This is a genomic window from Sphaerisporangium flaviroseum (genome assembly GCF_039537005.1).
Classification (GTDB): Bacteria; Actinomycetota; Actinomycetes; order Streptosporangiales; family Streptosporangiaceae; genus Sphaerisporangium; species Sphaerisporangium flaviroseum.
On the sequence record NZ_BAAAZR010000002.1, the window covers coordinates 204,804 to 230,612 of the forward strand.

Genomic DNA, 25,809 nt, shown 5'->3' on the forward strand with positions numbered 1-25,809 from the left:
AGGAAGGCACAACCGGCTAAATTCGCACGTACCCCTGTGTAAGGAGATATAAGGCTATTTTATACCGAATGTCTGCTTTTTACTCCGTCCAGGGCGGTGGAAGGGGGCCTGGGACACGGAGCGCTCTCGGGGGGCGGGGCCCTACGCCTCCGCCGTGACCGGAGCCTCCCAGCGGCCCATCAGATCCCGGTAGAGCGGCGAGGCGGCGACCATCTCCTCATGCGTGCCCACCTGGGCGCGGGCCCCGTCCATGACCAGCACCCGCCGGGCACGGAGGGCCGAGGTGAGGCGGTGCGCGATCACGATCAGCGTGCCGTCGCGGGCGGCGAACGCCTCCTCCGCCCGGGCCTCGGCCGCCGGGTCCAGATGGCAGGTCGCCTCGTCGAGCAGGACGAGCCGCGCGGGGGACAGGTACGCGCGGGTGAGCGCGATGAGCTGCCGTTCACCCGCCGACAGCTCGGACGGGTCCACCTCGGCCGCGCAGCCGCCGAGCCTGGCGGCCAGCTCCGTCATGCCCACCGCGTCGACGGCCTTGTCGATGTCGGCCTGCGACCGGCCCTCGGCCATGTAGGTCAGGTTCTCGCCCAGAGTGCCGCGGAAGACGTACGCCTCCTGCGGGATGAGCACGCGGGCCCGGCACATGGCGGCGCGGTCGATGGCGTCGACGGGAACCCCGCCGATCAGGATCCGCCCGCCGTCGGGCCGCAGTATCCCGGCGATCAGCGCCGCCACGGTGGACTTGCCGATGCCACTGGGGCCGACGACGGCGAGATGGTCGCCGTCCCGCACGGCCAGGTCAAGGTCCGAGACCACCGGGTCGGCGTCCGGGCCGTACGCGAACGTCACCCCGCGCAGGCGCAGCAGCATGCCCCTGGGCATGTCCGCCGACCCGGTCGACGTCGCGGGCGGCCGCGCGCTGGTCGTCACGATGCGCTCAAGCGCCACCACCAGGCGCACGCCGTTCACCCCGACCCCCTGCACGAGGCTGCCGAGCGCGGGGGTCAGGGACTGCGCCACGTACGTGAGCGTGCCGAGGATGATCCCGGCGGTCGCACCGTCGCGGACCAGGGCGGGTGTGGCGGCCAGCACCATCAGGATGGGCAGCCACCCGCCGACGGCCAGCGACAGGGTGCGGACGGCGGTGAGCCGGGCGAGCGCCTGGCTGGTACGGGCCTGGAACTCCACGTCCTGCTGGACGCCGGCCGCCACGCGCTCCTCGGCCCCGCAGGCGGCGACGTCCCGCAGGCCGTCCACCATGGCGGCCACCGAGGAGGCCGTCCGCTCCTCGGCGAGGATGAGCCGCCGCTGGAGCCTCGCCATGGCGGGCAGCGACATCAGGAAGAGCGAGAGACCCGCCAGCAGGGGCAGGACCACCAGCGGCAGCACGGCGCCCATCAGCGTCAGCACGCCGAACACCACGCCCATGATCGAGAACAGGAACGACCTCACCACGGCGATCACGGCGCCGAAGGAGTCCCTGGCGAGCTCCACCTGGCGGTTGAGCCGCGCGACGGCGCCGGTGTCCGGCCGCATGCCCGAAGTGGCCGTGCGATGCAGGGTGCCCTCGACGACCTGCCGCAGGAGGGTGTCGCGGAACGGCTCGACGATCCCGGCGATCGCCAGGAGCACCTGCCGCGCGCCGAGCGCCGCGGTCAGCCAGGCGGCGGCCAGGATCATGAGCCAGCCGAGCCCGACCAGCGGGCGGCCGGAGCCGAACCCGTCGTCCAGCGCGTGCGCGATGGCCTGCCCGGATACGAAGGACGGCGCCGCCTCGGCGAACGACCAGCAGAGCAGCCGCGCCAGGTGCCGCGGCCGCCGCCGCACCGCCTGCCACAGCAGATCTCTGACCCTCATCCCGGCCCCGCGCCGGTGATCTGGAAGACCGCGCGGTAGGCGGGGTCGCGCCACAGGACGTCGTGGGGACCAAGACCCCGGATGCGCCCGCCTTCCAGCCAGGCGACCAGATCGGCGCGTGCGGCCGTCGCGGCCCGGTGCGCGACGATCACGCGCGTACGGTCGCGCAGTTCCTCGGTCAGCGCCCTGGCCACCTGGTGCTCGGTGACGGTGTCCAGGCTGGAGGTGGCGTCGTCGAGGATGAGCAGCCGCCCGCCGTGGGCGAAGGCCCGCGCCAGCCCGATCCGCTGCCGCTCGCCCCCTGACATGGGCGCTTCGTCGATCGGCGTGTCGTACGAGTGGGGCAGCCTGCGGATGAACGCGTCGGCCGCGGCGGCCCTGGCGGCCCCTCTGGCCACGCCGGATGGGCGCTCCACGGTGATCGCCTCGGCGAGCGTGGAGCCGAAGAGCACGGGTCGCCCGAACGCGTAGGCGACGGATCGGCGCAGCGCCGTCCGGCTGAGACGGCGCAGCGGCACCCCGTCGAGCAGGACCTCGCCACGGTCGGGGTCGGTCAGCCTGCCGGCGACGGCGGCGAGAAGGGACTTGCCGCTTCCCGACCTGCCGACCACGGCCATCGCGGCGCCTCCCGGCACGACCAGGTCGATGTCCCGCAGCACCGGCTTCCCCTCCACGCTGACGGTGACGTCGCGAAGCTCCAGCCGCCCCGGCCCTTGGTCCCGCGGGTCGTGCTCGCCGTAGGCGACCGCGGGCCGGCGCAGAACCTGGTGGACCCGTCTAGCCGCCGAGCGGGCGCGGCCCAGCCGGTTCAGGTAGCCCAGCGCGGAGCCGATCCCCGCGCCGAGCACCGCGTACCGTGCCGCCGCGAACAGCTCTCCGACGCTCAGCTCCCCCGCGGAGAGCCGGATGCCGCCCACGCCGATCACGGCCGTCTCCAGAAGGGGCACGACGATCGCCGCCTGCACGCCGGCGCGGGCGTTGACGCTCCACAGGGCCATGCCGTACTCGCGCAGGCGCGTCAGCGGCGCCAGCACGCGCCGGGTCTCCAGGTCCTCGGTCCCGGCGGCGGCGATGGTCCGTGCGCCCGAGAGCGCGTCGACCATCCGTGAGGCGATGTCGCTCTGCGCCTCCTGGTAACCCGTCGCGACGCTCGTCGTCTCGCGCAGGAACGCGCGCAGGACGATCCCGATCAGCACCAGGCCGGCGGAGAACGCCACGGCCAGCCAGGGATCGATGAGCGCGAGGGCGATGAGGGAACCGCCGGCCGGCACCAGGAGGGCCACCGCAGTGATCAGCGCCTCGGGGGCGGCCCCCACCTCTTCGGCGTTGGCTCCCGCTCTGGTGACCAGGTCGCCGGCCGGGAAACGCCGGGAGATCGCGGGACCGACGGCCAGCACGTGCCGTACGACCCGCTCGCGGAGCCAGCGTGCGGCCTGCGCGCCGCCGGCGCCCGCCGCCAGCACGGCCACCGCGTCGCACGCGACGACCGTGACGACGAGCGCCACGCAGATCAGGAACGCGTCGCCGGTGGCGGCGCCGGGCGTGACCAGGACGTCCACCGCGCGGCCCAGGGCGCCGGGGAGCAGCAGCTCGACCACGGCGCCGGCCAGCGCGGCGACGGCGTACACCGCAGGCCATCGGCCGCTGCGGTGGAGGACTTCGAGGAGCAGGCGGTCCGCCCTGCGGGCGTCGCTCGCCCGGCCGATCCCGGACTCGGCGCCCGTGCCCGGCGCGGGGGTGTCGCCCCCGTCGCCGGGCACGGTGGGGTCCGATGCCCGGCTGCCGGTCACCCGGCCACTGGCCGCCTGGGTGTCCGGCATGATATAGGTTTCCTCTTCAGAGAGTCCGGGTATGGACAGGCCTGGAGCGGCCGGATGAGGGCCGCCCCAGGCACTGGTCAGCTATTAGTGGCAGAGGACGCTGAGGCTGCTGTTCTCGTGGGGGGTGCACCCCACGAGGCTCAGGTTGCTGCCGCCGCCGCCGCCACCGGTGGGCAGTTCCATCTCCTGCAGGTCGAGAAGCGCCATTTCGGTTACGCCCTTTCGTCTTGTCTTGCTGGAGGGTCAGCCACAGAGGATGCTGAGGCTGCTGTTCTCGTGGGGGGTGCACCCCAACAGGCTCAGGTTGCTGCCGCCACCGCCGCCGCCGGTGGGAAGCTCCATGTCCTGAAGATCCAAAAGCGCCATGAAAGTCACCTCCTTTCGTCATTCGTCGGGTCCGCCGTCCCGGCAGGAGTGCCAGGCGGGGAGATGAAGGGCAGGCGCACCGGCCGGTCGTGCAGCACGGTGCCCAGCGCGAGGACCACACCGGCGGTGCCGGTCGCGAGGTCCATCGAGAGTCGCAGAAGCTGGTTGCCGGGGAAGGCGAGCCCGCCGCCGTACGGCATGGCCTGCCAGCCGAGCCGCGCGATCTGGTCCGCCACCTCGGGGCCGGCGGGGTCCACGCCCGGCCGCAGGCCCATCGCCAGGGACGCGATCATTCCGGCGCGCCCGGCGAACAGGCCCGACTGCACGTAGTAGTCCAGGGTCGCGACCGGGCCGATGTCCCGCAGGGCCTCACGGAAGGCGTCGTCGTCGCGGTGCGCCAGGTACCGGCGCAGGACCAGCCCGATGCCCGCCGAGCCCTCGTCCAGGTAGGGGTTGGTGCGCCAGCCCTGCTGGACCTGGAGCTGTCCGTCGTCGCGCCGGGTACATCGGCGCAGGTCCTGCTGGAGCGCGATGCTCGCGTGATCGAGCAGGGAGGCGTCGCCGGTGGCCTCGTACGCGTGGAGGAACAGGAGTGCGGGACCCGAGGAGCCGCGCATCAGCCCGGCGCGCGGGTTGCCCCCGCCGCTTACCTCGGGGACGCTGTCGACGGCGCCGAGACGGCCGGCCACGATGTCCACGATGGTCATCGCGGTGTCCCGGAACTCGCGCTCGCCCGTCGCCTCTCCGAGGTGGAACAGGTTCAGGCCGATGCCGGACAGGCCCGCGTACAGGCTCTGTCCGAGCTGGTCCCACTTCTCCCGCAGGCACAGGCCGGTCAGCTCCAGGGCGTCCTGCCGTCGGCCGAGCGCCTCGAAGGCGTAGGCCACGCCGTGCAGCCCGTCCCAGAATCCGAGGCCGGTGCCGGGCTCGGGCGCCATGGCCCGCTGACGCAGCCAGGACTCGTGCTCGGGGAAGCGGCCGGCTCCGGTGGCGGCGAGCGCGTAGAGGACGCCGGCGGCGCCGTTGGCCATGTTCAGCCCGCCGCCCGGCTGGAACTGCGCCGCGTCGCCGGGGAAGAGGCGGTCGTTCCGCTCGGGGGTGGCCGAGGCGATGATGGCCCGGCACGCCGCGTCCCTGATCGACGTCCACTCCGCCCGGCCGGGGAGGGGCAGGTCGCGCATCGCCGCCGCGGGGGCCGTCGCCTCCTTGCCCAGGATGGTGCGCACCGCCTCGGCCACGTAGGCGCGTGGCACCGGGAAGGTGTCGCAGACCATCTCGGCGAGGTGGGTGACCTTGGGCCGGTGCAGCGGTATCAGCACCGTGGACATCGGGGCGAACAGGCCGATGCGCAGGCAGGCGAGGGCGTAGAGGTCGGCCTCGACGCCGAGCCGGTCGGGGGGCGGGCAGAAGCCGGGGTGGGCCAGGGTCGGCCGGGTCCTGTTCTCCGCGAGGGTGGCGACCTCGAAGTCGATGAGCACGACTCGCTCGCCGTCCACCAGGACGTTGAAGGGGTGCAGGTCGCCGAACACGACCCCGCGCTCGTGCAGCGCGGTCACCGCCCGCTCGACCCGGGCCAGCATGTCGAGCGCCCACTCGGTGTACTCGGCGGCGTCCTCGGCGTCGACGGTCGCGCGGGTCAGGGGATGCCTGTGCACCGACTCCTGGCTCAGCGTGGTCCCGTCGATGAACTCCTGGACGAGGAAGTGGTGCTCACCGAGAGTGAAGTAGTCGTACAGGGCGGGGACGACGTCCAGCCCTTCGAGCCGCCGCAGGATGTCGGCCTCGTGCTTGAGGCGGGTGACCGCGTCACGGCCGGCCGCGTCGAGCCCGGCGTGGGGCCTGGCCTCCTTGAGCACGACCTGACGGTCCGTGCGGGTGTCCCGGCCCTTGTACACGCCGCCGCCGTTGGAGAAGTGCAGCACCTTCTCGATCTGGTACGGCAGGTCCGTGAAGGTCACCGCGTTGCGCGCGGCCAGGTGGGGTTCGAGGAAGTCCGGCAGGGTGACCCAGGAGGGCGGGGAGAAGGAGGGCCCTCGCCGGTCGGGCACCAGGGTGCCCTCCGTGTCCTCGATCGCAAGGACGCGCTCCCGGTTGCCGTTCATGCAGTAGCGTTCGGCGAAGCCGCCGTACCGGACGAACAGCGGGCCGTCGCCGTACCGCAGGTCGCTGAGGATGTACGGGCCGTGGACACCGTGCAGCAGCTCGTCGAGCTCCTTGAGCACCAGCTCGAGCTCGTTCACGTCCGCCGGGTAGATGGTGACCAGCTTGCCGCTGCTTCCCCGGTCGGCGTACTTGGAGCTGAGCATCATGACGACACGGGGCCCGCGGAGGAACTTGAAGCTGAGCCGGCGGCTCACGCAGTAGTCCCATACCGCGTCCAGGGTCTTCTCCGCGTCGTCCAGGCAGGACGAGACGTGGATCTTCCACCCCTGAAGGGGGAGCGACCGGTCTTCCGGGCCGTAGTGGAGCCAGGTGTCGGTGGCACGATGCTCCCAGCCGGCGGGGACGGCCCGACCGGCAATGGGAAAGTCAGGGTACTTGGTGCGCTGAGTGTCAAGGGTGTCGTAAAACAGTGGATCGGCTAGGCAATAGATCTCATATCTGTCGATCACTTCCCACACCCCTCTCCTCGCTCGATCGGGTCGATCGCTAGAAGGAGAATTACGGATAACCCCAGCCGTGCCTAGTGACGGTATCCACAGGTGTCATATGCCAGTGTCACTATTGATTCGTGATACCTGTCACTCTTGCCCCTCTTGACCTGTGATTTTTGGTTAAGAGGCGCGCGTGACGGTGACTTCGGGAAAATTCCTCCGTTAACCGTGTTTGACGGTGCAGGATCGGGTACACCTGCTGTGGCCTGCGCTAGAACAATGCTCGGGATCTCGGGGGGCGGGCTCGCATACCGCCGTCCGGCACGGGTCGTACGGGCGCCAGGCGAGCACACTTCACTGCCCCGGTTTGTCCTGAATCCGGATTCCGGTCAGGAGCCGGCCACGTCTTAAATGGGCTGCGGACACGTCGAAAGCCGGTCGTGGACCGGGTGCAAAGACTCGTACATCCCGGCCCTCAGAGGTGGAATGTGCGGTTTCTCGGTCAGTGACCTGGGACAGTAACCACTTTGCGACAAAGGAGGAATCATGACGCAGGTGGACTTCATCCACGTTCAGAAGTTTCTGTCCGGAGTTGACTACCCGGCGACCAAGGAACAGCTTGTGGAGCACGCCAAGAAGCAGGGTGCGGACAAGCAGGCGCTGGAGGCCCTCCAGCGGCTTCCCGACAAGGAGTACGAAGGCCCGAGCGGTGTCAGCAAGGCTCTCGCCGGTTGACCCGGAGACCTGTGGGCTCCCCCCGGCTCAGGTGATCTGGTAGAGCAGCTCCGGACGTCCGAGCCCGCCGTACTGTGGCACGCGCCGCACGCTCCCGCTGTCGACGAGATGCTCCAGGTAGCGCCGCGCGGTCACCCGCGACACCCCGATCGCCGAGCCGACGGCCTGGGCGGACACCCCGCCTGGAGCCTTGCGAAGCTGGCCCGCCACCGCCTCCAGGGTCGCCGCGGTCATCCCCTTGGGCAAGGGGGCGCGGGCGGTCCCCCGGAGGGTGGACAGCGCCCTGTCCACCTCACCCTGGCCGCTGACCTCTCCGGAGCCGCCCATCGACGACCGGAACTCCGCGTACCGCTGGAGCTTCTCGCTCAGCACGGCGTAGGTGAAGGGCTTGAGCAGGTACTGCACGACCCCTACGGAGACCGCCGACCGCACCACCGACAGGTCACGCGCGGAGGTGACCGCGATGACGTCGCAGAAGACGCCGGCCGCCCGGAGCGCGCGGCACACGTCCAGCCCGTGCATGTCCGGCAGGTAGAGGTCGAGGAGCACCAGGTCCGCCGGCTCGCGCCGCAGGAACCGCAGCGCCTCGCCACCCGAGCGTGCGACCCCCGCGACCCGGAAACCCGGCATCCGCTCGACGTACAGCCGGTTCGCCTCGGCGGTCAGCTCCTCGTCCTCCACGATCAGCACCGAGATCATGACGACGCCTCTCCGTCCACCCCGTCGCGCGGGAGCGGCAGCCGCACGGTGAACACCGCTCCCTGACCGTCGTCGCCGACCTCGATGGCGCCGCCGAGGCGGCGCACCGCCTGGCCGACCATGGCCAGCCCCAGCCCTCGCCCGTCTCCCTTCGTCGTCCATCCGCGCCGGAAGACGTCCTTGGCGGTCTGCGCGCCGAGCCCCGGGCCGCTGTCGGCCACGCGGACCAGGAACGTGCCGTCCTCGGCCCGCAGGTGGACGTCGACGCGTGCGGGCGGGCTTCCGGACATGGCCGCCTCGACCGCGTTGTCGAGGAGGTTGCCGAGGATCGTCACCAGGTCACGTCTGTCCAGCACGACGTCGTCCAGCACGCTGTCCGGGCTGATGGACAGCTCGACCCCGCGCTCGGCGGCCTCGGCGGTCTTGCCCAGGAGCAGCGCCGCGAGCACGGGTTCGCGTACCGCGCCGACCACCCGGTCGGTGAGCTGCTGGGCGGCCCGCAGCTCCGCCGTGGCGAACTCCACGGCCTGGTCGGCACGGCCGAGCTCGACCAGCGTGACGACCGTGTGCAACCGGTTGGCCGCCTCGTGGGCGGCGGAACGGAGCGACTCGGCGAACCCGCGTTCGGCGTCGAGCTGGCCGGTGAGCGCCTGCAGCTCGGTGTGGTCGCGGAGCGTCACCACGGTGCCGAGCGAGCGGGTGCCCGAGCGGACCGCGGCGGCGCTCACCACCAGCACACGGTCACCCGTCAGATGGATCTCGTCGGCGCGGTCCTCCCCGGACATGAGCGACTCCGCCAGGGAGGGCGGGAGTCCAAGGTCGCTCACGTGCCGTCCCTCCGCGTCGGCGGGCAACTCCAGCAGCTCGCGCGCGCCGTCGTTGGCCAGCGTCAGCCGGCGGTCGCCGTCGACCATGAGCAGCCCCTCGCGGACCGCGTGCAGGATCGCGTTGTGGTACTCGTACATGCGGCTGAGCTCGGCCGAGCGCAGCCCGTGCGTCTGGCGGCGCAGGCGGGCGGACACGAGGGAGGCGCCCGCGATCCCCGCCGACAGGCCTATCAGCCCGGTGAGCGCGGCCGCCGCGATCTGGTCGCGTAGCCGCGCGCTCAACTTGTCGACGGTGATGCCCGCGCTCACCAGCGCGCGTACGTGCCCGCTCGCGTCGCGGACGGGCGTGACGGCGCGCACCGAGGGGCCGAGCGTCCCGGTGTAGGTCTCGGTGAACGTGCGTCCCTCCAGGGCGGGAGCGGTGTTCCCGAGGAAGTGCCCGCCGATCTGCGAGGGATTCGGGTGGGTGTACCTGCGGCCCTCACGGCTCATGATCGTGATGAAGTCCAGCCCGGCCTCCCTGCGCACCCTCTCGGCGTACGGCTGGAGCGCGACCGACGGATCGGGGTCGCTCAGGGCGGCCAGCACGGCCGGTGAGGCGGCCACGCTGATCGCCACCGCCTTGGCGGTCTTCGCCGCCTCGTCGTTCAGCAGGTGCCGGATATGGGAGAAGGTGAGAAGGGTCCCGCCCACCACGGTGACCCCGACCACGACGATCTGCAGCACGAGCATCTGGCGTGCCAGGCTCCATCGGCCGAGGCGGGAGGAGATCGTCGTCAGGGTCTTCACGGTCACCGGTTCGTGTATCGGCGGGTTCACGGGTAGGGGAGCCGGGCGGGCGCCGGCGAGAACGGTCGTGCACGATATGTACGCAATAGTGACCCAGGTCACTGTACCGACGCATAGTCACTCGACCGGAACCTCACTTCCCCCCGTACGAAGGTACGCAGGTACACACGTACGAAAGACAAGGAGGGTCGCGTGACCACGCCTCCATCCCCGGAAATCCCGGCACCCACGGTGCAACGGGACCGTACCCGCTATCTGTACCTGGCCGTGATCGTCGCGGTGCTCGCCGGAGTCGCGGTCGGTGTGCTGGCGCCGGACCTCGCCCTCGCGATGAAGCCGCTCGGGACGGCCTTCGTGGCGCTGATCAAGATGATGATCAGCCCGATCATCTTCTGCACGATCGTGCTCGGGGTCGGATCGGTGGCCCAGGCCGCCAAGGTGGGCAAGGTCGGCGGCCTCGCCATCGGCTACTTCCTCATCATGTCCTCGATCGCACTGGTGATCGGCCTGGTCGTCGGCAACATGCTGCACGCCGGCGAGGGCCTGCAGCTGACCGACGACCTGCGCAAGGCGGCCGAGGACGAGGCGGCCAAGGGCGGGAAGAGCGACACGACGTCGTTCCTGCTCGGCATCATCCCCACCACGTTCGTCTCCGCCTTCACCGAAGGCCAGGTGCTGCAGACCCTGCTCGTGGCCCTGCTCACCGGGTTCGCGCTCCAGTCCATGGGGCAGCGGGCGGCACCGATCCTCGCCGGGATCGCCCACATCCAGCGGCTCGTCTTCCGCGTCCTGGCCATGATCATGTGGGCCGCCCCCGTGGGCGCGTTCGGCGCGATCGCCGCGGTGGTCGGGGCGGGCGGGTTCGGCGCGCTGCGGAGCCTGGCCGTCTTGATGCTCGGGTTCTACACGACCTGCCTGCTGTTCGTCGGCCTGGTCCTGGGCCCGCTGCTGTGGCTGGGCGCCCGGGTGAACCTGATCTCGCTGCTGCGCTACCTGGGCCGGGAGTTCCTGCTGATCCTCTCGACCTCCTCGTCCGAGTCCGCGCTGCCGCGCCTCATCGCGAAGATGGAGCACCTCGGCGTGAGCCGCGCGGTCACCGGCATCACCGTGCCGACCGGATACTCGTTCAACCTCGACGGGACCGCCATCTACCTGACCATGGCGACGCTCTTCGTGGCCAGCGCGACCGGCGCCCCGCTGTCGGTGGGGGAGCAGGTGTCGCTCCTGATCTTCATGATCATCGCCTCGAAGGGCGCCGCCGGGGTCACCGGCGCCGGGCTCGCCACGCTGGCCGGAGGCCTCCAGTCGCACCGGCCGGAACTGGTCGACGGCGTCGGCCTCATCGTGGGCATCGACCGGTTCATGTCCGAGGCCCGCGCGCTGACCAACTTCGCGGGCAACGCGGTGGCCACCGTGCTGATCGGCACGTGGGTACGGGACTTCGACCGGGAACGCGCCGAGGAGGTGCTGGCCGGGCGGCTCCCGTTCGACGAGGCGACGTTCGTGGACGAGGAGGACGACACGCCGCCGCCGGCGGCTCCGGAGGAGCCGGTGACGGTGGGATCCCCCAGATGACGCCGGGCCCGCCGATGCGCCGACCCCTATCGGCGGTATTCGGCGGGCCGGCTCCTGCCGACGACGGATGTGCGGAGGCACTGACGTACTGAAGTGAGGCGTGGAGCTGAGGGGCCCGGTCCAAGTGAGGCGCGGAGCTGAGGGGCCCGGACCGGGCCCCCGGCGAAACGGGATGAACCGGCGACGGCCAAGCCACGTAACTCCAGGTGTCCTGCCCCGGTCCGCCGTCATGGAGGAGGCCACCCTTGGCCGGATCCACCGATCTCAACCTGCTACGCGCTGAGGCGCACAGCCCGTCGTACTTCTCGCTCCTGCGGGGGACTTCCGGGCTTCAAGGTGCTCCGGTGGACTTCTGTATTCCCTGCAACCCCTACTTCCCCACTCCTGAGGTCTTCGAACGCCTCGGGCAGAACATAACCACGATCCTGAAGTACTACCCGAGCGACACCGACGCCATCGCCGCCGAGTTGAGCGCGGTCCTCGGGCTGAAGTCGCAGACGGTGGTCATGGGCAACGGATCGACCGAGCTGATCACCTGGATCGACCACCTGCTCGTCCACGAGAGCCTCGCCATCCCCATCCCCACCTTCGGCCGCTGGACCGACCAGCCGCTGGAGACCGGCAAGCGGGTCGACATGTACCCCCTGCCGGAGTCCCAGGGCTTCTCGCTCGACGTCGAGAGCTACGTGCAGTTCATACGCAGGCGCGGGTCACGGGTCGCGGTGATCTGCAATCCGAACAACCCCGACGGCGGATACCTGCCGCGCGAGAAGGTCGTCGACCTGCTCGACAGGCTCTCCGACCTGGACCTGGTCGTCGTCGACGAGTCGTTCATCGACTTCGTGGACGCCGAGCAGAACCCCAGCGTCGCCGACGAGGCCGCCATCCGGCCCAACGTGATCGTGCTGAAGAGCCTGGGCAAGAACTTCGGGCTGCACGGCATCCGCTTCGGCTACCTGGTGGCCAACCCCGCCCTGGCCGCCACGGTCCGCCGCAGGCTCCCGAAGTGGAACCTGAACTCCTTCGCGGAGTCGGTGGTCTTCATGCTCAAGGAGCACATGCGCGAGTACCAGGACAGCCTCCGGTTGCTGGCGGCCGACCGCAGGTCCATGTTCCAGCAGTTGTCGGCGCTGCCGGGGCTCACGGTGTACCCCTCGCAGGGCAACTTCCTCATGGTGAAGCTGCCCCAGGGCAGGGACGGCAAGGCGTTGCGCGACCATCTCTTCTCCGCGCACAACGTGTTCGTCCGCGAGTGCGGCAACAAGCTGGGCTCCAGCAGCCAGTTCCTCCGGTTGGTCGTCCGGCCGAGGCAGGACGCGCAGCGCCTGGTCGAGGGGATCCACTCCTACCTGTTCTCCTCCGGCAACGGCAGGGCCGCCGCGGCGATCAGCCCTGTCTCCGCCCGCCGCCAGGAACCGTCGTACCAGGCGCAGAACTCGTACGAGACCCCGTCCGCCCCCCGGCAGGAGCCCTCCTACCAGGCGCGGACCTCCTACGAGACGACCTCCGCCCGGCGGACGGACGCCTACGCCACGCCGGCGTCCTACTCCAAGGAACCCGCCGCCTATCTGACCGAGCCTTCCTCTGTGACGCCGACCGCCTACCTCAGGGAGCCGCCGGCCTCCCCGTCGTCGTACCAGAACGGCGCCTCACTGCAGAACGGCGCCTCCTACCAGAACGGCGCCTCCTACCAGAACGGCGCCTCTTACCAGAACGGCGCCTCCTACCAGAGGGACTCCTACGCCGGCTCGTCCTCCGGTCAGAGCGATCCGTTCGTGGTCGGCAGCGACGATCCCCGGCACGGGCGGCTCGACCCGCTCGACTCCACGTCCCGATGGACCTTCGACGACAACACCTCTCCCTTCAGAGCGGTGTCACCGGACACGCCACGCAGGCCGGACCCCTCTGCCGGCCGGTACGACAGCGGCAGGCCCTGACCCGCGCGGCCCCGGGGTCACTTGGGGAGGGCGGCGCGGTGGACGTCCCTGGTGAGCGCGGTGAGCCGGGCGGCGGAGGAGGTGAAGGAGGACCCCGCCGGCTGAAGGGTCAGCACGACGACGATCAGGCGATCACCCTTGCCCACCACTCCGGTCGTGTGGAGCACCGGGCGGATCAGGTTCACACCCGGGCGGGCCTCCGCCGTGCCCGCGGCACCCGTGGTCTCCGCCTCTGCCGCACCCGCGGTACCTGTGGTCCGCGCCTCGGCCGTGGCGGCGGTATCGGTGGCATCCGTCTCCGCCGCGGCCTGCCTCAGGCTGCTCGTACGCGTGCCGGCGCATCGCACGGCCGGTGTGGAGCCGTAGCCTGACCAGCCCTGCTTGACCGCCCACGGCCGTGGCACGGCGCTCGGGATGCCGAAATACTGGTCGAAGTCGTCGGTGGCGCAGCGCGTGGCCTCCCTCAGATGGCCGAGGATCAGGTCGCGCACCTGCGGATTCGCCCTGTCGAACAGGTAGCGGTACGTGCGCACCACGTCGGCCGCGCTCAAAGCGGTGTAGCCCCAGAAACCGGGCTTGGACGCGGGCGGTGGCCCGGTGTCGGTCAGGCCGACGCGGCGGACCATGCGGGTGATGATCGCCGCGCGGCCGCCGCGGCTCCAGAGCGCCGACGCCGCGTCGTCGTCGCTGGAACGGAGCATCCGTGAGAGCAGGCCGCGATCACGGGCGGGGATGGCGGTGCCGGGCTCGCGCGACTCCAGGTGGTCGAGCGCGATGAGGATCTTGACGACCGAGGCCGACCTGAACCGGCTGTGGACCTTGTACCCCAGCGTCGCCTTGCCCGTGACCCGGTCGAACACCATGTAGCTCGCGGTCGTGCCCGGCGGGATCCGCGGCGGGCGCGCCACCGTGGCGGAACTCGCCGCGGCCTGCTGCGCTGATGCGCAGGTCGCGGTGAGCACGGCGGCGAGGGCCACTGCCAGCGGCGCCCTGAACGTGAACGGCTTCATCCGAACATCCCTACCAGATGTGCACATGTCTGGTGTCCTTTAATCCCGCCAACTGGTGGTAGTTCTGCATCGGTGGCCGGATAACGGCAATAAGGGCTGCACACGCTTGGTGAGGAGTGACATGAACGTACTGGGTATCGACATCGGCGGATCAGGGATCAAGGGCGCGCCCGTGGACACGACGACAGGGAAGCTTCTCGACGAGCGCCGGCGGATCCCGACGCCGAGCCCGTCCGCGCCCGAGCCCGTCGCCCAGGTGGTGCGTGAGGTGGTGGAGCACTTCTCGTGGACGGGGCCGGTCGGGGTGACGTTCCCTGGGGTGGTGGTGGACGGGGTGACCAAGACCGCGGCGAACGTCGACCACGCCTGGATCGGCATGGACGCGCGCAAGCTGTTCGAGGACGCGACCGGGCTCGACGTCACCGTGCTGAACGACGCCGACGCGGCGGGCGTCGCGGAGGCGACGTTCGGGGCGGGCCACGGCCGCGGGGGGCTGGTGGTGATGCTGACCTTCGGGACCGGCATCGGCAGCGCTCTGATCATGAACGGGGTGCTCATCCCGAACACCGAGTTCGGGCACATCGAGATCGACGGGCACGAGGCCGAGCACCGCGCCTCCGACCACGCCCGAGAGGTCCACGACCTGAGCTGGGACAAGTGGGCGCACCGCGTGCAGGAGTACCTGGAGCACATCCGCGCCCTGCTGTCCCCGTCGCTGATCATCGTCGGCGGCGGCGTCAGCAAGAAGTCCGAGAAGTGGCTGCCCCACATCGAGCTGCCGGGGACGCCGATCGTGCCCGCCGTCCTGCTGAACGAGGCGGGCATCATCGGGGCGGCGCTGGCGGCCACGGCCGCCCGCTGATCGCCTCCACGCCGTGGCCGGACACGGCCACGATCTCATTTACCTGGAGGTTCGGTGTTTGGGCCGGATCCTGAGGGCACCTTTAAACTCGTGGGCCGGAAGGAGGCACCGTGGAGGTGACCATCGCATTGCGCTTGCCGCGCGATGCAGCGAGCGTGTCCGTGACCAGGCAGATCCTTGGCGCGGAGCTTGAAGTGCTCGGCGTCGAGCAGCAGATCAAGGAGGACATCCAGCTGATGCTCAGCGAGGCGTGCTCGAACGTGATCAGGCACGCCTCCGAGACCGATGAATACACCGTCAGCGCGCAACTCGTCGCCGACAAATTCGTGATCACAGTGGTGGACACCGGGAGCGGGTTCGACGCGGAGAAGGTCCAGGCGCGTTCTCCGCTCGCCGAGCATGGCCGGGGGCTCCAGATCATGCGCGCCCTGGCCGACGACGTGCGTTTCATCAACCGTCCGCGCCAGGGGGCGATCGTCTGCCTGGAGAAGATGCTGCGTTTCACACGTGACTCGCCCGGCGAGCTGCTCACCACTCACTGACCGCTGTTCCCCCGTCGTCGCGGGGCGGGGGCGCGGGGGTCACCGGTAAACCGTTGGCGTGGACCGGGGGCGGGTTGCTTATCCTTGCCGGTGGCGGTCGTCTGACGAGACGGCCGGAAAGCGACCATGGGAACGTCTTCGTTGAAATCGCCTTTGACCGATCTGCGTGACCGCCTGCCTGGCCTGATGCTGCGCGACGAGCTCAGGCTCCGCCGCCGCATCGACGGCGCGCGCAGGGTTCGCGATGGGAAGGCCCTGCGGGCGATCACCGACCAGGTGGCCACCGAGATCGAGGCCGCCGAGGCCCGCGTCGGCGCCAGGCGGGCGCTCGTACCGGCGATCACCTATCCGGCGAGCCTGCCGGTCAGCCAGCGCAGGGACGACATCCTCCAGGCCGTGCGCGACCACCAGGTGGTGATCGTCGCGGGGGAGACCGGCTCGGGCAAGACCACGCAGATCCCGAAGATCTGCCTGGAGCTCGGCCGCGGAGTGCGCGGCCAGATCGGTCACACGCAGCCCCGCCGCATCGCGGCGCGCACGGTGGCCGAGCGGATCGCCGAGGAGCTGGACACCCCGCTGGGCGACGCCGTCGGCTACAAGGTGCGCTTCACCGACCACTCCGGCGAGGGCACGCTGGTCAAGCTCATGACCGACGGCATCCTGCTGGCCGAGATGCAGCGCGACCGCCTGCTGTCCCGGTACGACACACTGATCATCGACGAGGCGCACGAACGCAGCCTCAACATCGACTTCATCCTGGGCTATCTGAAGCAGCTCCTGCCGAAGCGCCCCGACCTCAAGCTGATCATCACCTCGGCCACCATCGACCCCGAGCGGTTCTCCCGGCATTTCGGCGGCGCCCCGATCGTGGAGGTGTCCGGCCGCACCTACCCCGTCGAGGTGCGCCACCGGCCGATCAGCGAGGACCAGGAGGACCAGGCGCAGGCCATCGTCGACGCGGTCGACGAGCTGTGCGCCGAGGGCCCCGGCGACATCCTGGTCTTCCTCAGCGGAGAGCGGGAGATCCGGGACACCGCCGAGGCGCTCAAGGACCGCAAGGAGGAGGTGCTCCCGCTGTACGCGCGCCTGTCGTCCGGCGAGCAGCACCGCGTCTTCCAGGCCCACCGCGGGCGCCGCATCGTCCTCGCGACCAACGTCGCGGAGACCTCGCTGACCGTTCCCGGCATCAAGTACGTCGTGGATCCCGGCTTCGCCCGCATCTCCCGCTACAGCCACCGCCTCAAGGTGCAGCGCCTGCCGATCGAGCCGATCTCCCAGGCGTCCGCCAACCAGCGCAAGGGCCGCTGCGGCCGGACCTCCGACGGCATCTGCATCCGGCTGTACTCCGAGGAGGACTTCCTCGGGCGGCCCGAGTTCACCGACCCCGAGATCCTGCGGACCAACCTCGCCTCGGTCATCCTGCAGATGACCTCGCTCGGGCTGGGCGACATCGCGGCGTTCCCGTTCGTCGAGCCGCCCGACCAGCGGCAGGTCAAGGACGGCGTCAACCTGCTGCAGGAGCTCAGCGCCTTCGACGAGCACAAGAAGCTCACGGCGATCGGCGAGAAGCTCGCCCAGCTCCCTGTCGACCCGAGGCTCGCCCGCATGGTGCTGGCCGCCGACGCCAACGGCTGTGCCACCGAGGTCATGGTGATCGCTGCGGCGCTGTCCATCCAGGATCCCCGCGAGCGGCCGGCGGACAAGCAGGCCCAGGCGGACCAGAAGCACGCGCGCTTCGCCGACAAGGAATCCGACTTCCTGACCTATCTGAATCTGTGGGACCACCTGCGCGAGCAGCAGAGAGAGCTGTCCTCCGGCCAGTTCCGGCGGATGTGCAAGGCCGACTACCTCAACTACCTGCGCGTCCGCGAGTGGCAGGACATCTACAGCCAGCTCAAGCAGGTCGCCAAGGGCATGGGCGTCACCCTGAACACCACGCGCCCCGATCCGTACCAGATCCACGTCTCCCTGCTCGCCGGGATGCTCTCCCACATCGGGCTCATGGATGTGGAGAAGGCCGACAAGAAGGAGGACGGCCCGCGCCGGAGGGGCGTCCGCGAGTACATCGGCGCCCGCAACGCGCGGTTCGCGATCTTCCCTGGGTCGGCGCTGTACCGGAAGCAGCCCCGCTGGGTCATGGCGGGCGAGCTGGTGGAGACCTCGCGCCTGTGGGCGCGGGTCGTCGCCAAGATCGAGCCCGAGTGGGTCGAGCCGCTCGCCCAGCACCTGGTCAAGCGCACCTACAGCGAGCCACACTGGGAGAAGAACCAGGGCGCCGTCATGGCGTACGAGAAGGTCACCCTGTACGGCGTGCCGATCGTGGTCGAGCGCAAGATCAACTATGGCCGCATCGACCCTGACCTGTCGCGGGAGCTGTTCATCCGCCACGGCCTGGTCGAGGGCGACTGGGAGACCCACCACCGCTTCCTCAAGGAGAACCGCCGGCTGCTCTCCGAGGTGGAGGAGCTGGAGAACCGCGCGCGGCGGCGCGACATCATGGTCGACGACGAGACGCTGTTCGACTTCTACGACAAGCGCGTGCCCGAGAGCGTCGTGTCGGCGGCCCACTTCGACACCTGGTGGAAGCAGAAGCGGCAGAGTGAGCCCGACCTGCTGACCTTCTCCGCCGACATGCTGATCAACGAGGGGGCCGACGCCGGGGGGTTGCAGGAGGCCTATCCCGACGCCTGGCGGCAGGGCGGCCAGCGCATGCGGCTCACCTACCAGTTCGAGCCCGGGGCGGACGCCGACGGTGTGACCGTGCACGTCCCCCTCCAGGTGCTCAACCAGGTCGAGGGCGACGGTTTCGACTGGCAGATCCCCGGGCTGCGGGAGGAACTGGTCGTCGAGCTGATCCGGTCGCTGCCCAAGCCCATCCGGCGCAACTTCGTGCCCGCCCCCAACTTCGCCAAGGCCGTGCTCGAACGGGTGAGCCCGGGAAGGGAGCCGCTCGTCGAGGCGGTGGGCCGCGAGCTGTTCAACCTCACCGGCGTGCGGGTGCCGCAGGACGCCTGGGAGCCCGGGCGCCTGCCCGACCACCTGAGGGTCACCTATCGCGTGGTCGACGAGCACAGGCGCACCGTCGCCGAGGACAAGGACCTGTCGGCGCTGAAACGGCGGCTGGCGCCCAAGATGCGTGCCACGCTCGCCCGCGCGGGCGAGGAGCTCGAACGGACAGGGCTACGCGCCTGGACTTTCGGCGAGCTGCCCAAGCTCTTCGAGCAGGGCCGGGTCAAGGCCTATCCGGCGCTGGTCGACGAGGGCGCGAGCGTCGCGATCCGCGTCTTCGAGACCGAGGCCGAGCAGCGGTCCGCGATGTGGGCGGGCATGCGGCGGCTCGTCCTGCTGAACGTCAACTCGCCGGCCAAGGCCATCCTGCGCGGCCTCACCACCCGGCAGAAGCTGGCCCTCAGCCACAGCCCGCACCGGGACGCCGCCGAGCTCTTCGAGGACTGCGTCACCTGCGCGGTGGACAAGCTCATCGCCGAGTCGGGCGGCCCGGCGTGGCGGCCCGGCGACTTCAAGCGTGTCCACGAGCACGTACGGGCCGAGCTGTTCGACACCGTGTCCGAGATCGTGGCCAGGGTCGAGGGCATCCTGGTGATCTGGCAGGGCGTGCGGAACACGCTCGGCGCGATGAAGGGGCCGGCGGACCTCCTCGACGAGATCGAGGAGCACCTGTCCTCACTGGTCTTCCCCGGCTTCGTCACCGCGACCGGATACCGGCGGCTGCCCGACCTCCAGCGCTACCTCCGGGCGGTCGAGCGGCGCCTGGAGAAGCTTCCCGACGACCCCTTCCGCGACCGCGAGCGCATGCTCAAGCTCGACCAGATGCGCGACGCGTACGACGAGATGGTCGAGAGGCTTCCCGCCGCGCGAAGGTCGGAGGACGCCGTCTCGGAGATCCGCTGGATGCTCGAGGAGCTGAGGGTCAGCTACTTCGCCCAGACCCTCGGCACCCCCTATCCCGTCTCCGACAAGCGCATCCAGAAGGCCATGTCCCAGCTCATCGCCTGACCTCCGATGGCACATCACGCGAGATCCGGCGGCGCAGGAGCGGAGCGAGCAGGGCGAGCACGGCGACTGTGAGGAGGACGGCCGCGATCGGGCTCCTCACCAGCACCGTCGCGTCGCCTGCGCCTATGGCCAGCGCTCGGCGCAGCTGGATCTCCGCCATCGGCCCGAGGATCACGCCGATCACCGCCGGAGCGATCGGCAGGCCGAAGCGGCGCATGGCGAAGCCGAGGAGGCCGAGTACGAACAGGATGACGAGGTCCACCCAGGAGTTGTTCACGGCGTAGCACCCGAGCCCGGCGAAGAACACGATCCCGGCGTAGAGATAGGGCCGCGGGATGCGCAGCAGCCTGGCCCAGAGGGGAGCCAGCGGCAGGTTCAGCACGAGCAGCATCACGTTGCCGACGAACAGCGAGGCCACCATCCCCCAGACCAGGGCCGGGTTGTGGGTGAAGAGCTGCGGGCCCGGCTGGAGGCCGTACTGCTGGAACGCCGCCAGCATGATCGCGGCGGTGGCCGAGGTCGGCAGGCCGAGCGAGAGCAGCGGCACGAGCGTTCCCGCGGCCGAGGCGTTGTTGGCCGCCTCCGGCCCGGCCACTCCCTCGATGGCGCCCGACCCGAACTCGTCCTTGTGCCGGGTCAGCCGCTTCTCCACCGCGTACGACAGGAACGTCGGGATCTCGGCTCCTCCTCCGGGGAGGGCGCCGATCGGAAAGCCGAGGGCGGTGCCGCGCAGCCAGGGCCGCCATGATCTCGACCAGTCGGCACGTCCCATCCAGGCGCGGCCGACCGGCACCACGTCGGGAGAGGCGTGCCGGAGACGGGAGGCCACGTAGAGCGCCTCGCCGACCGCGAACAGGCCGACCGCGATGATGACGACGTCGATCCCGTCGAGCAACTGCGGAATGCCGAGGGTCAGCCGCGCCTGGCCGGTCTGCTGGTCGATGCCGACCAGACCTATGGCCAGGCCGATCCCCAGGGACGCCAGGCCTCGCACCAGCGAGCGGGACAGGACCGCCGAGCACATGATGAAGGCGAGCACCGCCAGCGCGAAGTAGTCCTCGGGCCCGAACGAGATCGCGAAATCGACGACCGCAGGAGCGGCGACCACGAGCAGGGCCGTGGCGATGGTGCCCGCGACGAACGATCCGATCGCGGCGGTCGCCAGAGCCTGCGCGGCCCGCCCGCGCCTGGCCATCTTGTTGCCCTCCAGCGCAGTGATCATGGAGGAGCTCTCGCCGGGCGTGTTGAGCAGGATCGAGGTGGTCGACCCCCCGTACATGCCGCCGTAGTAGATCCCGGCGAACATGATGAACGCGCTGGCCGGAGGAACGGTGAAGGTGATCGGCAGCAGCAGGGCGACGGTCATCGCAGGCCCGATGCCAGGCAGGACGCCCACCAAGGTGCCGAGGGTGACGCCGAGCAGGGCGTAGAGCAGGTTCTGCACGGTCAGCGCCGTGGCGAACCCGTCCAGGAGCAACCGGAAGGAGTCCATCTAGATCACGCCTTCCAGGATCCCGGCGGGCAGGGTCACGCCCATCCCCTTCACGAAGATCAGGTAGCTGCCCAGCGACAGGACGACGGCCACCGCCATGGTGCGCGGCAGCCCCCGGGCGCCGAGCGCCCAGGCGACCCCGGCGAACAGCAGCGCCCCGGCGACGATGAACCCGAGCAGGTCCAGGAGCAGGGCGAAGCCGAGGAAGACGCCGCCGACCAGGGCGACCGCGCGCCAGTCGGACCCGGCCGACTCGTCGACGTCCTCGGACTCCTCGGGGTCACCCCGGCCCCCGCGCAGCACGTCGGCGATGTAGCACCCGCCGACGATGATCAGCGCGCCGCCGACCAGGAACGGGAAGAACCGCGGGCCAAGGCCGATGGCGGAGCCGGCGGCCGTGATCCCCGCGGTTCCGGCGATCACGAAGATCCCGAGCCCCAGGACCAGCCCGGCGAGCACCAGCTCGGACTTCTGCCGCAGACCCGCGTTCGCCATGCGGCTCGCCTCCAGGTCCGGACTTGTCACGACACGAGGCCCATTTCGGCGATGATGGCCTTGACTCGGGTCTGCTCCTGGGCCAGGTAGTCGGCGAACTGCTGACCACTCTGGAAGGAGTCGATCCACCCCTTGGTCCTGAGCGCGTCCTTCCACGCCTGCGAGTCGTGCAGCTTGGTCACCAGCGCGGTCAGCGCCTGCTTGTCGGCGTCGCTCAGGCCGGGAGGCGCGACGAGACCACGCCAGTTGGTGATCTCCACCTCCAGCCCGCCCTCCTTCAGCGTCGGGGCGTCCACGTTCGGGTCACGTTGCGGCCCGGAGACGGCCAGCGCGCGCAGCTTGCCCGACTTGACGTGCTCGGCGAACTCTCCGACGCCCGAGATGCCTGCCGCCACCTTGTTCCCCAGCAGGGCGTTGAGCGCCTCGCCGCCACCCGAGTGGGCGATGTAGTTGACCTGCTTGGGATCCACGCCGCCGGCCTTGGCGATCAGCCCGGCGAGGATGTGGTCGGTACCGCCGGCGGAGCCGCCCGCGATGGCGACCTTGGCCGGATCCGCCTGCCACGCGGTCACCAGATCGCCGATGCTCTTGTACGGCGAAGCCGCCGGCACCACGACGATCTCGAATTCCTCGGTCAGTTTGGCGATCGGAGTGACCTCCGAGAGGGTGATCTTGGACTTGTTCTGCTCGACCGCGCCCACCATGACCAGACCCATGGCCATCAGCAGGTTGCCGTTCCCCTTCTCGCCGGCGAGCTGTGCCAGGCCGATCGTGCCGCCCGCGCCCGGCACGTTGTAGACCTCGACCTTCCTGCCTGGTTCGGCTGTCGCGAGCGCCTGCTGCACCGTGCGGGATGTGGTGTCCCAGCCGCCGCCGGGCGCGGCCGGAACCATGATCCGCAGTGCGGTGGAGCCGCTTTCCTGCCGTCCCGCGCCGCCGCATCCGGACACCGTGGTGATGGCCAGCGCGGCGAGCGCGGCGAGGATTCCGATGCGCATGACATCGCTCCCACTTCTTCTGACGAGATGTGGTGAGGATCGTGGGCGCTGGCGGTGCGCGCGTCGATGCTTTGGAAGCTTGGCATCGTATTGGTCATATTGGTCGCCCGCCTCGTCATCGATCCGTTATCCGGCGGTGCGACGCTGAGGCCCTGACCCGCGGGATAGGATCATGAGGCGACTGTCACTCGGCACCCAGATGTTCGTGCTCCTGATGGTGATCGTGCTCCTGGCGGTGGGGGGCACGGCGGCTGTGTGGACGCAGCACACCAGGCGCCAGCTCGACGTCGGCAACCAGCACCGCGCGCTCGCGATCGCCCAGTCGGTCGCCGGCATGCCCGCGGTCCAGGAGGCGTTCACCGCCGCCCGGCCGCAGGATCTGCTGCAGCCGATCGCGCTCGGCGTCCAGCGGCGGACAGGCGCGGACTACGTCGTCATCGCCAACCGCGACCAGATCCGCTACGCCCATCCCACCGCCTCGCTCATCGGCAAACGACTCTCCACGGACGGCTCTCCCGTACTGGCCGGGCGGACCTGGACCGGGACGCAGACCGGCACCCTCGGGCGATCCTTGCGCGGAAAGGCCCCTGTCCTCGACTCGTCCGGACGGGTCATCGGCCTGGTCTCGGTCGGAGTGCTGGAGGAGGCGGTGGCCGAGCAGTTCGGGTCCGCCCTTCCGCCGCTGATCTGGACCGTGCTGGCCGTGCTGCTCGCCGGGGCGATGGCGGCGGTGCTGCTGGCCCGCAGGCTGCGCCGTCAGACGTTCGGCCTGGAGCCGCACGAGATCGCGACGCTGTTCGAGCAGCAGGAGGCGGTGCTCCACGCGGTCAAGGAGGGCGTGCTGGCGTTCGACCTCGACGGACGTGTCACCGTGGTCAACGACGCCGCACGCCAACTGCTCGGTTTGCATGCGACCACCGGAACGCTGACCGATATGCCCATCTCGGAGCGGCTCCGGGACGTGCTGGCAGGAGAGGACGCCGGGGAGGACAGCATCGTGCCGCACGAGGACCGCGTGCTCGTGCTCAACCGGATGCCCGTGGCCCTCGGCGAGCGAAGCCTCGGCTGGGTGGTCACGTTGCGCGACCGCACCGAGTTGGTCCGGCTCACGCAGGACCTGGATCGCGCGTCGAGCACGACCGACGCCCTCCGGGCACAGGCACACGAGTTCGCCAACCGCATGCACACCGTGGTCGGCCTGCTGTCCCTCAAGGAGTTCGACGAGGCCATCCGGTACATCACCGAGACCACCGACGCCCACCAGCGCCTGGCCGGGACGTTCGGCGAGCGCGTCGCGGAACCCACGCTGGCCGCGCTCCTGCTCGCCAAGTCGGCGGAGGCGGCCGAGCGCGGAATGACTCTCACGGTCTCGCCGGACTCGCGTGTGGACCCGTCGCTCATCGGTGATCCCCACGACGCCGTACTGGTGCTGGGGAACCTCGTGGACAACGCGTTCGACGCGCTCGACGGCAAACCAGGAGGCGTCGAGGTCGTCCTGGCCACCGATGATGAGGGGCTGCGCATACAGGTGCGAGACTCGGGCCCGGGCATCGCGCCCGAACTCGCAGAAGAGGTGTTCCGGCAGGGGTTCACCACGAAGGCCGCGCAGGCGGGGGCGCGTGGGCTCGGACTGGCGCTCACCCGGCAGGCGTGTCAGCGGCGGGGCGGGTGGGTGCGTCTGCACAACGACTCCGGTGCGGTGTTCACCGCCCTGCTCCCCACGGAGGCGCGATGATCAGGGTACTCGTCGTCGACGACGACTTCATGGTGGCCCGGGTCCACACCGGCTACGTGACCAGGACACCCGGGTTCCACGTCACGGGCATGGCCCACACGGGCGAAGCCGCCCTCGCCGCGGTCGCCGCCCACCGGCCGGACCTCGTGCTGCTCGACATCTACCTGCCCGACATGTCAGGGCTGGAGGTACTCCGTGCGCTGCGCGGCTCCGCCATCCCGGTGGACGTGCTCGTCATCACCGCGGCCCGCGATCTGTCCACGGTGCGTACGGCGATGCGGGGCGGAGCGGTGCATTACCTGATCAAGCCGTTCACGCCGGCCGCGCTCACCGAACGGCTGGAGGACTATGCGAAGTCGCGCCACAGGCTCGCCGCGCTCGGCCCCAGCGCCGATCAGAGCGACGTGGACAGGCTGTTCGGCGTGGCCCGCGTTCCCGCCCTGCCGAAAGGGCTGTCCGCCGCGACCTGCGCTCTGGTCGCCGAGGCGCTGAGGACCGCCGGGTCGGACCTCTCCTCAGCCGAGGCCGCCGAGCTGACGGGGCTGTCCCGGGTGAGCGCCCGCCGTTACCTCGAGTACCTGTGCGAGTCGGGCAGAGCCGCGCTCCAGCCCCGGTACGGCACCATGGGGCGTCCCGAGCACCGCTACATCTGGACGGGTTCAGGGGTCTGAGGCCTCCGCCGATCCTCGGCCCGCGCGGGCCGATCCGGCCTGGCGCGCGAGCGAGGTCCTCGGCACCTCCAGGACGGGCGGGCACACCCGGCCGAGTAAGGTCGGATGGCACATCAAAGGGGAGGAGTCCGAGTGGTCCGGGCGCTGGTGTTCGATGTGGGGGAGACGCTGATCGACGAGACGCGCATCTGGTCGCGGTGGGCCGACCGGCTGGGAGTCTCGCGCTTCGTCATGCTCGGGGTGCTGGGCGGGATGGCCGCGCTCGACCGGTCGCACAAGGACGCCTTCGAGGTGGTGCGGCCCGGCATCGACGTGTACGCCGAGATCGACGCCTGGCGCCGCGACGATCCCGGCGGGCTGCGCGAGAACTTCGACGCCGACGACCTCTACCCTGACGTACGGCCCGGTCTGGCGGCGCTGCGCGCGGCGGGGTACCAGCTGATCGTCGCGGGCAACCAACCCCCGCAGGCCTATGACGCGCTCGTCGCGATGAGCCTTCCGGTCGACGCCGTTCACACCTCGGCCGGGTGGGGCGTCAGCAAGCCGCGACCCGAATTCTTCCAGAAGGTCGCCGCCGTCGCCGGGCGGGACCCCGGCGAGATCCTGTACGTGGGGGACCGGCTCGACAACGACGTGCTCCCGGCCCGCGAGGCCGGGATGCGCACGGCGCTGCTGCGCCGCGGCCCGTGGGGCTACCTGCACGCTGAGCGCCCCGGGGCACTCCAGGCGGACATGATCGTCGACGGCATCCCCGAGATCGCCACCGTCCTCGCCGAGCGCGGTCTGTGACC

The 25,809-nt window shown here is 70.4% G+C and carries 20 protein-coding genes; 9 read left to right on the forward strand and 11 right to left on the reverse strand.

The features are described from left to right. Positions 1–141: 141 nt before the first annotated feature. The 5 genes from ABD810_RS07205 to lanKC form a co-directional block, all read right to left on the reverse strand. Positions 142–1,854, reverse strand: coding sequence for an ATP-binding cassette domain-containing protein (locus ABD810_RS07205; protein ID WP_344935887.1), 1,713 nt, complete (start codon positions 1,852–1,854; stop codon positions 142–144). Continuing rightward, complete coding sequence (locus ABD810_RS07210; RefSeq protein ID WP_344935890.1) at positions 1,851–3,674, reverse strand: ABC transporter ATP-binding protein; 1,824 nt, start codon at positions 3,672–3,674, stop codon at positions 1,851–1,853. The genes ABD810_RS07205 and ABD810_RS07210 overlap by 4 nt, the downstream gene beginning before the upstream one ends. 84 nt (positions 3,675–3,758) lie before the next feature. Continuing rightward, complete coding sequence (locus ABD810_RS07215; RefSeq protein ID WP_344935894.1) at positions 3,759–3,881, reverse strand: SapB/AmfS family lanthipeptide; 123 nt, start codon at positions 3,879–3,881, stop codon at positions 3,759–3,761. Between the two features lie 36 nt (positions 3,882–3,917). Further along, positions 3,918–4,040 carry a SapB/AmfS family lanthipeptide gene (locus tag ABD810_RS07220; protein ID WP_344935897.1) on the reverse strand — a complete coding sequence of 41 codons (123 nt, stop codon included), beginning with the start codon at positions 4,038–4,040 and terminating at the stop codon, positions 3,918–3,920. A 5-nt stretch (positions 4,041–4,045) separates the two neighbouring features. Then, on the reverse strand, positions 4,046–6,652 hold the full coding sequence (gene lanKC, locus ABD810_RS07225) for a class III lanthionine synthetase LanKC (RefSeq protein WP_344935900.1): 2,607 nt from the start codon (positions 6,650–6,652) through the stop codon (positions 4,046–4,048). A gap of 528 nt (positions 6,653–7,180) precedes the next feature. Between lanKC and ABD810_RS07230 the strand changes: the two genes are divergently transcribed. After that, complete coding sequence (locus tag ABD810_RS07230; protein WP_344935903.1) at positions 7,181–7,369, forward strand: DUF2795 domain-containing protein; 189 nt, start codon at positions 7,181–7,183, stop codon at positions 7,367–7,369. A gap of 27 nt (positions 7,370–7,396) precedes the next feature. Here the strand turns inward: ABD810_RS07230 and ABD810_RS07235 are convergent, their stop codons facing one another. After that, positions 7,397–8,068, reverse strand: coding sequence for a response regulator (locus ABD810_RS07235; protein WP_344935906.1), 672 nt, complete (start codon positions 8,066–8,068; stop codon positions 7,397–7,399). After that, positions 8,065–9,690, reverse strand: a complete 1,626-nt coding sequence (locus ABD810_RS07240) for an ATP-binding protein (protein WP_344935908.1) — start codon at positions 9,688–9,690, stop codon at positions 8,065–8,067. The genes ABD810_RS07235 and ABD810_RS07240 overlap by 4 nt, the downstream gene beginning before the upstream one ends. Positions 9,691–9,876: 186 nt before the next feature. On the opposite strand from ABD810_RS07240, the gene ABD810_RS07245 reads away from it, so the two are divergent. Both ABD810_RS07245 and ABD810_RS07250 read left to right on the forward strand, forming a co-directional pair. Beyond that, positions 9,877–11,259: a cation:dicarboxylate symporter family transporter gene (locus tag ABD810_RS07245; RefSeq protein ID WP_344935910.1), complete on the forward strand. Its 1,383-nt coding sequence runs from the start codon at positions 9,877–9,879 to the stop codon at positions 11,257–11,259. Between the two features lie 245 nt (positions 11,260–11,504). After that, positions 11,505–13,196 carry a pyridoxal phosphate-dependent aminotransferase gene (locus ABD810_RS07250; RefSeq protein WP_344935912.1) on the forward strand — a complete coding sequence of 564 codons (1,692 nt, stop codon included), beginning with the start codon at positions 11,505–11,507 and terminating at the stop codon, positions 13,194–13,196. Positions 13,197–13,213: 17 nt separating this feature from the next. Here ABD810_RS07250 and ABD810_RS07255 read toward each other — a convergent pair whose 3' ends face one another. Beyond that, positions 13,214–14,206, reverse strand: coding sequence for a serine hydrolase (locus ABD810_RS07255; protein ID WP_344935914.1), 993 nt, complete (start codon positions 14,204–14,206; stop codon positions 13,214–13,216). 121 nt (positions 14,207–14,327) lie between these two features. On the opposite strand from ABD810_RS07255, the gene ppgK reads away from it, so the two are divergent. The 3 genes from ppgK (at position 14,328) to hrpA (ending at position 19,627) form a co-directional block, all read left to right on the forward strand. After that, entirely contained in the window at positions 14,328–15,068 is a 741-nt protein-coding gene (gene ppgK / locus ABD810_RS07260; protein WP_344935916.1) for a polyphosphate--glucose phosphotransferase, read from the forward strand. Positions 15,069–15,178: 110 nt separating this feature from the next. Next, the gene (locus ABD810_RS07265) at positions 15,179–15,610 is read left to right on the forward strand and encodes an ATP-binding protein (protein WP_344935919.1); all 432 of its coding nucleotides are present in this window, start codon (positions 15,179–15,181) and stop codon (positions 15,608–15,610) included. A gap of 126 nt (positions 15,611–15,736) precedes the next feature. Beyond that, complete coding sequence (hrpA, locus tag ABD810_RS07270) at positions 15,737–19,627, forward strand: ATP-dependent RNA helicase HrpA (protein ID WP_344935922.1); 3,891 nt, start codon at positions 15,737–15,739, stop codon at positions 19,625–19,627. Here hrpA and ABD810_RS07275 read toward each other — a convergent pair. Genes ABD810_RS07275 through ABD810_RS07285 form a run of 3 tightly spaced genes read right to left on the reverse strand, consistent with a single transcriptional unit; the run spans position 19,617 to position 22,612 of the window. After that, positions 19,617–21,119 (reverse strand): tripartite tricarboxylate transporter permease, encoded by a 1,503-nt coding sequence (locus ABD810_RS07275; protein WP_344935924.1) that lies wholly within the window; start codon positions 21,117–21,119, stop codon positions 19,617–19,619. The two genes, hrpA and ABD810_RS07275, sit on opposite strands and share 11 nt — an antisense overlap. After that, positions 21,120–21,644 (reverse strand): tripartite tricarboxylate transporter TctB family protein, encoded by a 525-nt coding sequence (locus tag ABD810_RS07280; protein WP_344935926.1) that lies wholly within the window; start codon positions 21,642–21,644, stop codon positions 21,120–21,122. Beyond that, a complete protein-coding gene (locus ABD810_RS07285; RefSeq protein ID WP_344935927.1) occupies positions 21,641–22,612 on the reverse strand; it encodes a tripartite tricarboxylate transporter substrate binding protein in 972 nt (323 codons plus the stop codon). The genes ABD810_RS07280 and ABD810_RS07285 overlap by 4 nt, the downstream gene beginning before the upstream one ends. 172 nt (positions 22,613–22,784) lie before the next feature. On the opposite strand from ABD810_RS07285, the gene ABD810_RS07290 reads away from it, so the two are divergent. The 3 genes from ABD810_RS07290 (at position 22,785) to ABD810_RS07300 (ending at position 25,807) form a co-directional block, all read left to right on the forward strand. Further along, the gene (locus ABD810_RS07290) at positions 22,785–24,347 is read left to right on the forward strand and encodes an ATP-binding protein (protein WP_344935928.1); all 1,563 of its coding nucleotides are present in this window, start codon (positions 22,785–22,787) and stop codon (positions 24,345–24,347) included. Continuing rightward, complete coding sequence (locus tag ABD810_RS07295) at positions 24,344–25,018, forward strand: response regulator (protein ID WP_344935930.1); 675 nt, start codon at positions 24,344–24,346, stop codon at positions 25,016–25,018. Before ABD810_RS07290 ends, ABD810_RS07295 begins: the two co-directional genes overlap by 4 nt. A 132-nt stretch (positions 25,019–25,150) precedes the next feature. Next, on the forward strand, positions 25,151–25,807 hold the full coding sequence (locus ABD810_RS07300) for an HAD family hydrolase (RefSeq protein ID WP_344935932.1): 657 nt from the start codon (positions 25,151–25,153) through the stop codon (positions 25,805–25,807). Positions 25,808–25,809 lie beyond the last annotated feature (2 nt).

What these genes read in the sequence shown, in the direction of transcription:
- ABD810_RS07295 (WP_344935930.1), top strand. Translation starts at nt 24,344, where the DNA reads ATGATCAGGGTACTCGTCGTCGACGACGACTTCATGGTGGCCCGGGTC.
- ABD810_RS07215 (WP_344935894.1), bottom strand. Translation starts at nt 3,881, where the DNA reads ATGGCGCTTCTCGACCTGCAGGAGATGGAACTGCCCACCGGTGGCGGC.
- ABD810_RS07255 (WP_344935914.1), bottom strand. Translation starts at nt 14,206, where the DNA reads ATGAAGCCGTTCACGTTCAGGGCGCCGCTGGCAGTGGCCCTCGCCGCC.
- ABD810_RS07285 (WP_344935927.1), bottom strand. Translation starts at nt 22,612, where the DNA reads ATGCGCATCGGAATCCTCGCCGCGCTCGCCGCGCTGGCCATCACCACG.
- hrpA (WP_344935922.1), top strand. Translation starts at nt 15,737, where the DNA reads ATGGGAACGTCTTCGTTGAAATCGCCTTTGACCGATCTGCGTGACCGC.
- ABD810_RS07275 (WP_344935924.1), bottom strand. Translation starts at nt 21,119, where the DNA reads ATGGACTCCTTCCGGTTGCTCCTGGACGGGTTCGCCACGGCGCTGACC.
- ABD810_RS07220 (WP_344935897.1), bottom strand. Translation starts at nt 4,040, where the DNA reads ATGGCGCTTTTGGATCTTCAGGACATGGAGCTTCCCACCGGCGGCGGC.
- ABD810_RS07210 (WP_344935890.1), bottom strand. Translation starts at nt 3,674, where the DNA reads ATGCCGGACACCCAGGCGGCCAGTGGCCGGGTGACCGGCAGCCGGGCA.
- ABD810_RS07290 (WP_344935928.1), top strand. Translation starts at nt 22,785, where the DNA reads ATGAGGCGACTGTCACTCGGCACCCAGATGTTCGTGCTCCTGATGGTG.
- ABD810_RS07230 (WP_344935903.1), top strand. Translation starts at nt 7,181, where the DNA reads ATGACGCAGGTGGACTTCATCCACGTTCAGAAGTTTCTGTCCGGAGTT.
- ABD810_RS07235 (WP_344935906.1), bottom strand. Translation starts at nt 8,068, where the DNA reads ATGATCTCGGTGCTGATCGTGGAGGACGAGGAGCTGACCGCCGAGGCG.
- ppgK (WP_344935916.1), top strand. Translation starts at nt 14,328, where the DNA reads ATGAACGTACTGGGTATCGACATCGGCGGATCAGGGATCAAGGGCGCG.
- ABD810_RS07205 (WP_344935887.1), bottom strand. Translation starts at nt 1,854, where the DNA reads ATGAGGGTCAGAGATCTGCTGTGGCAGGCGGTGCGGCGGCGGCCGCGG.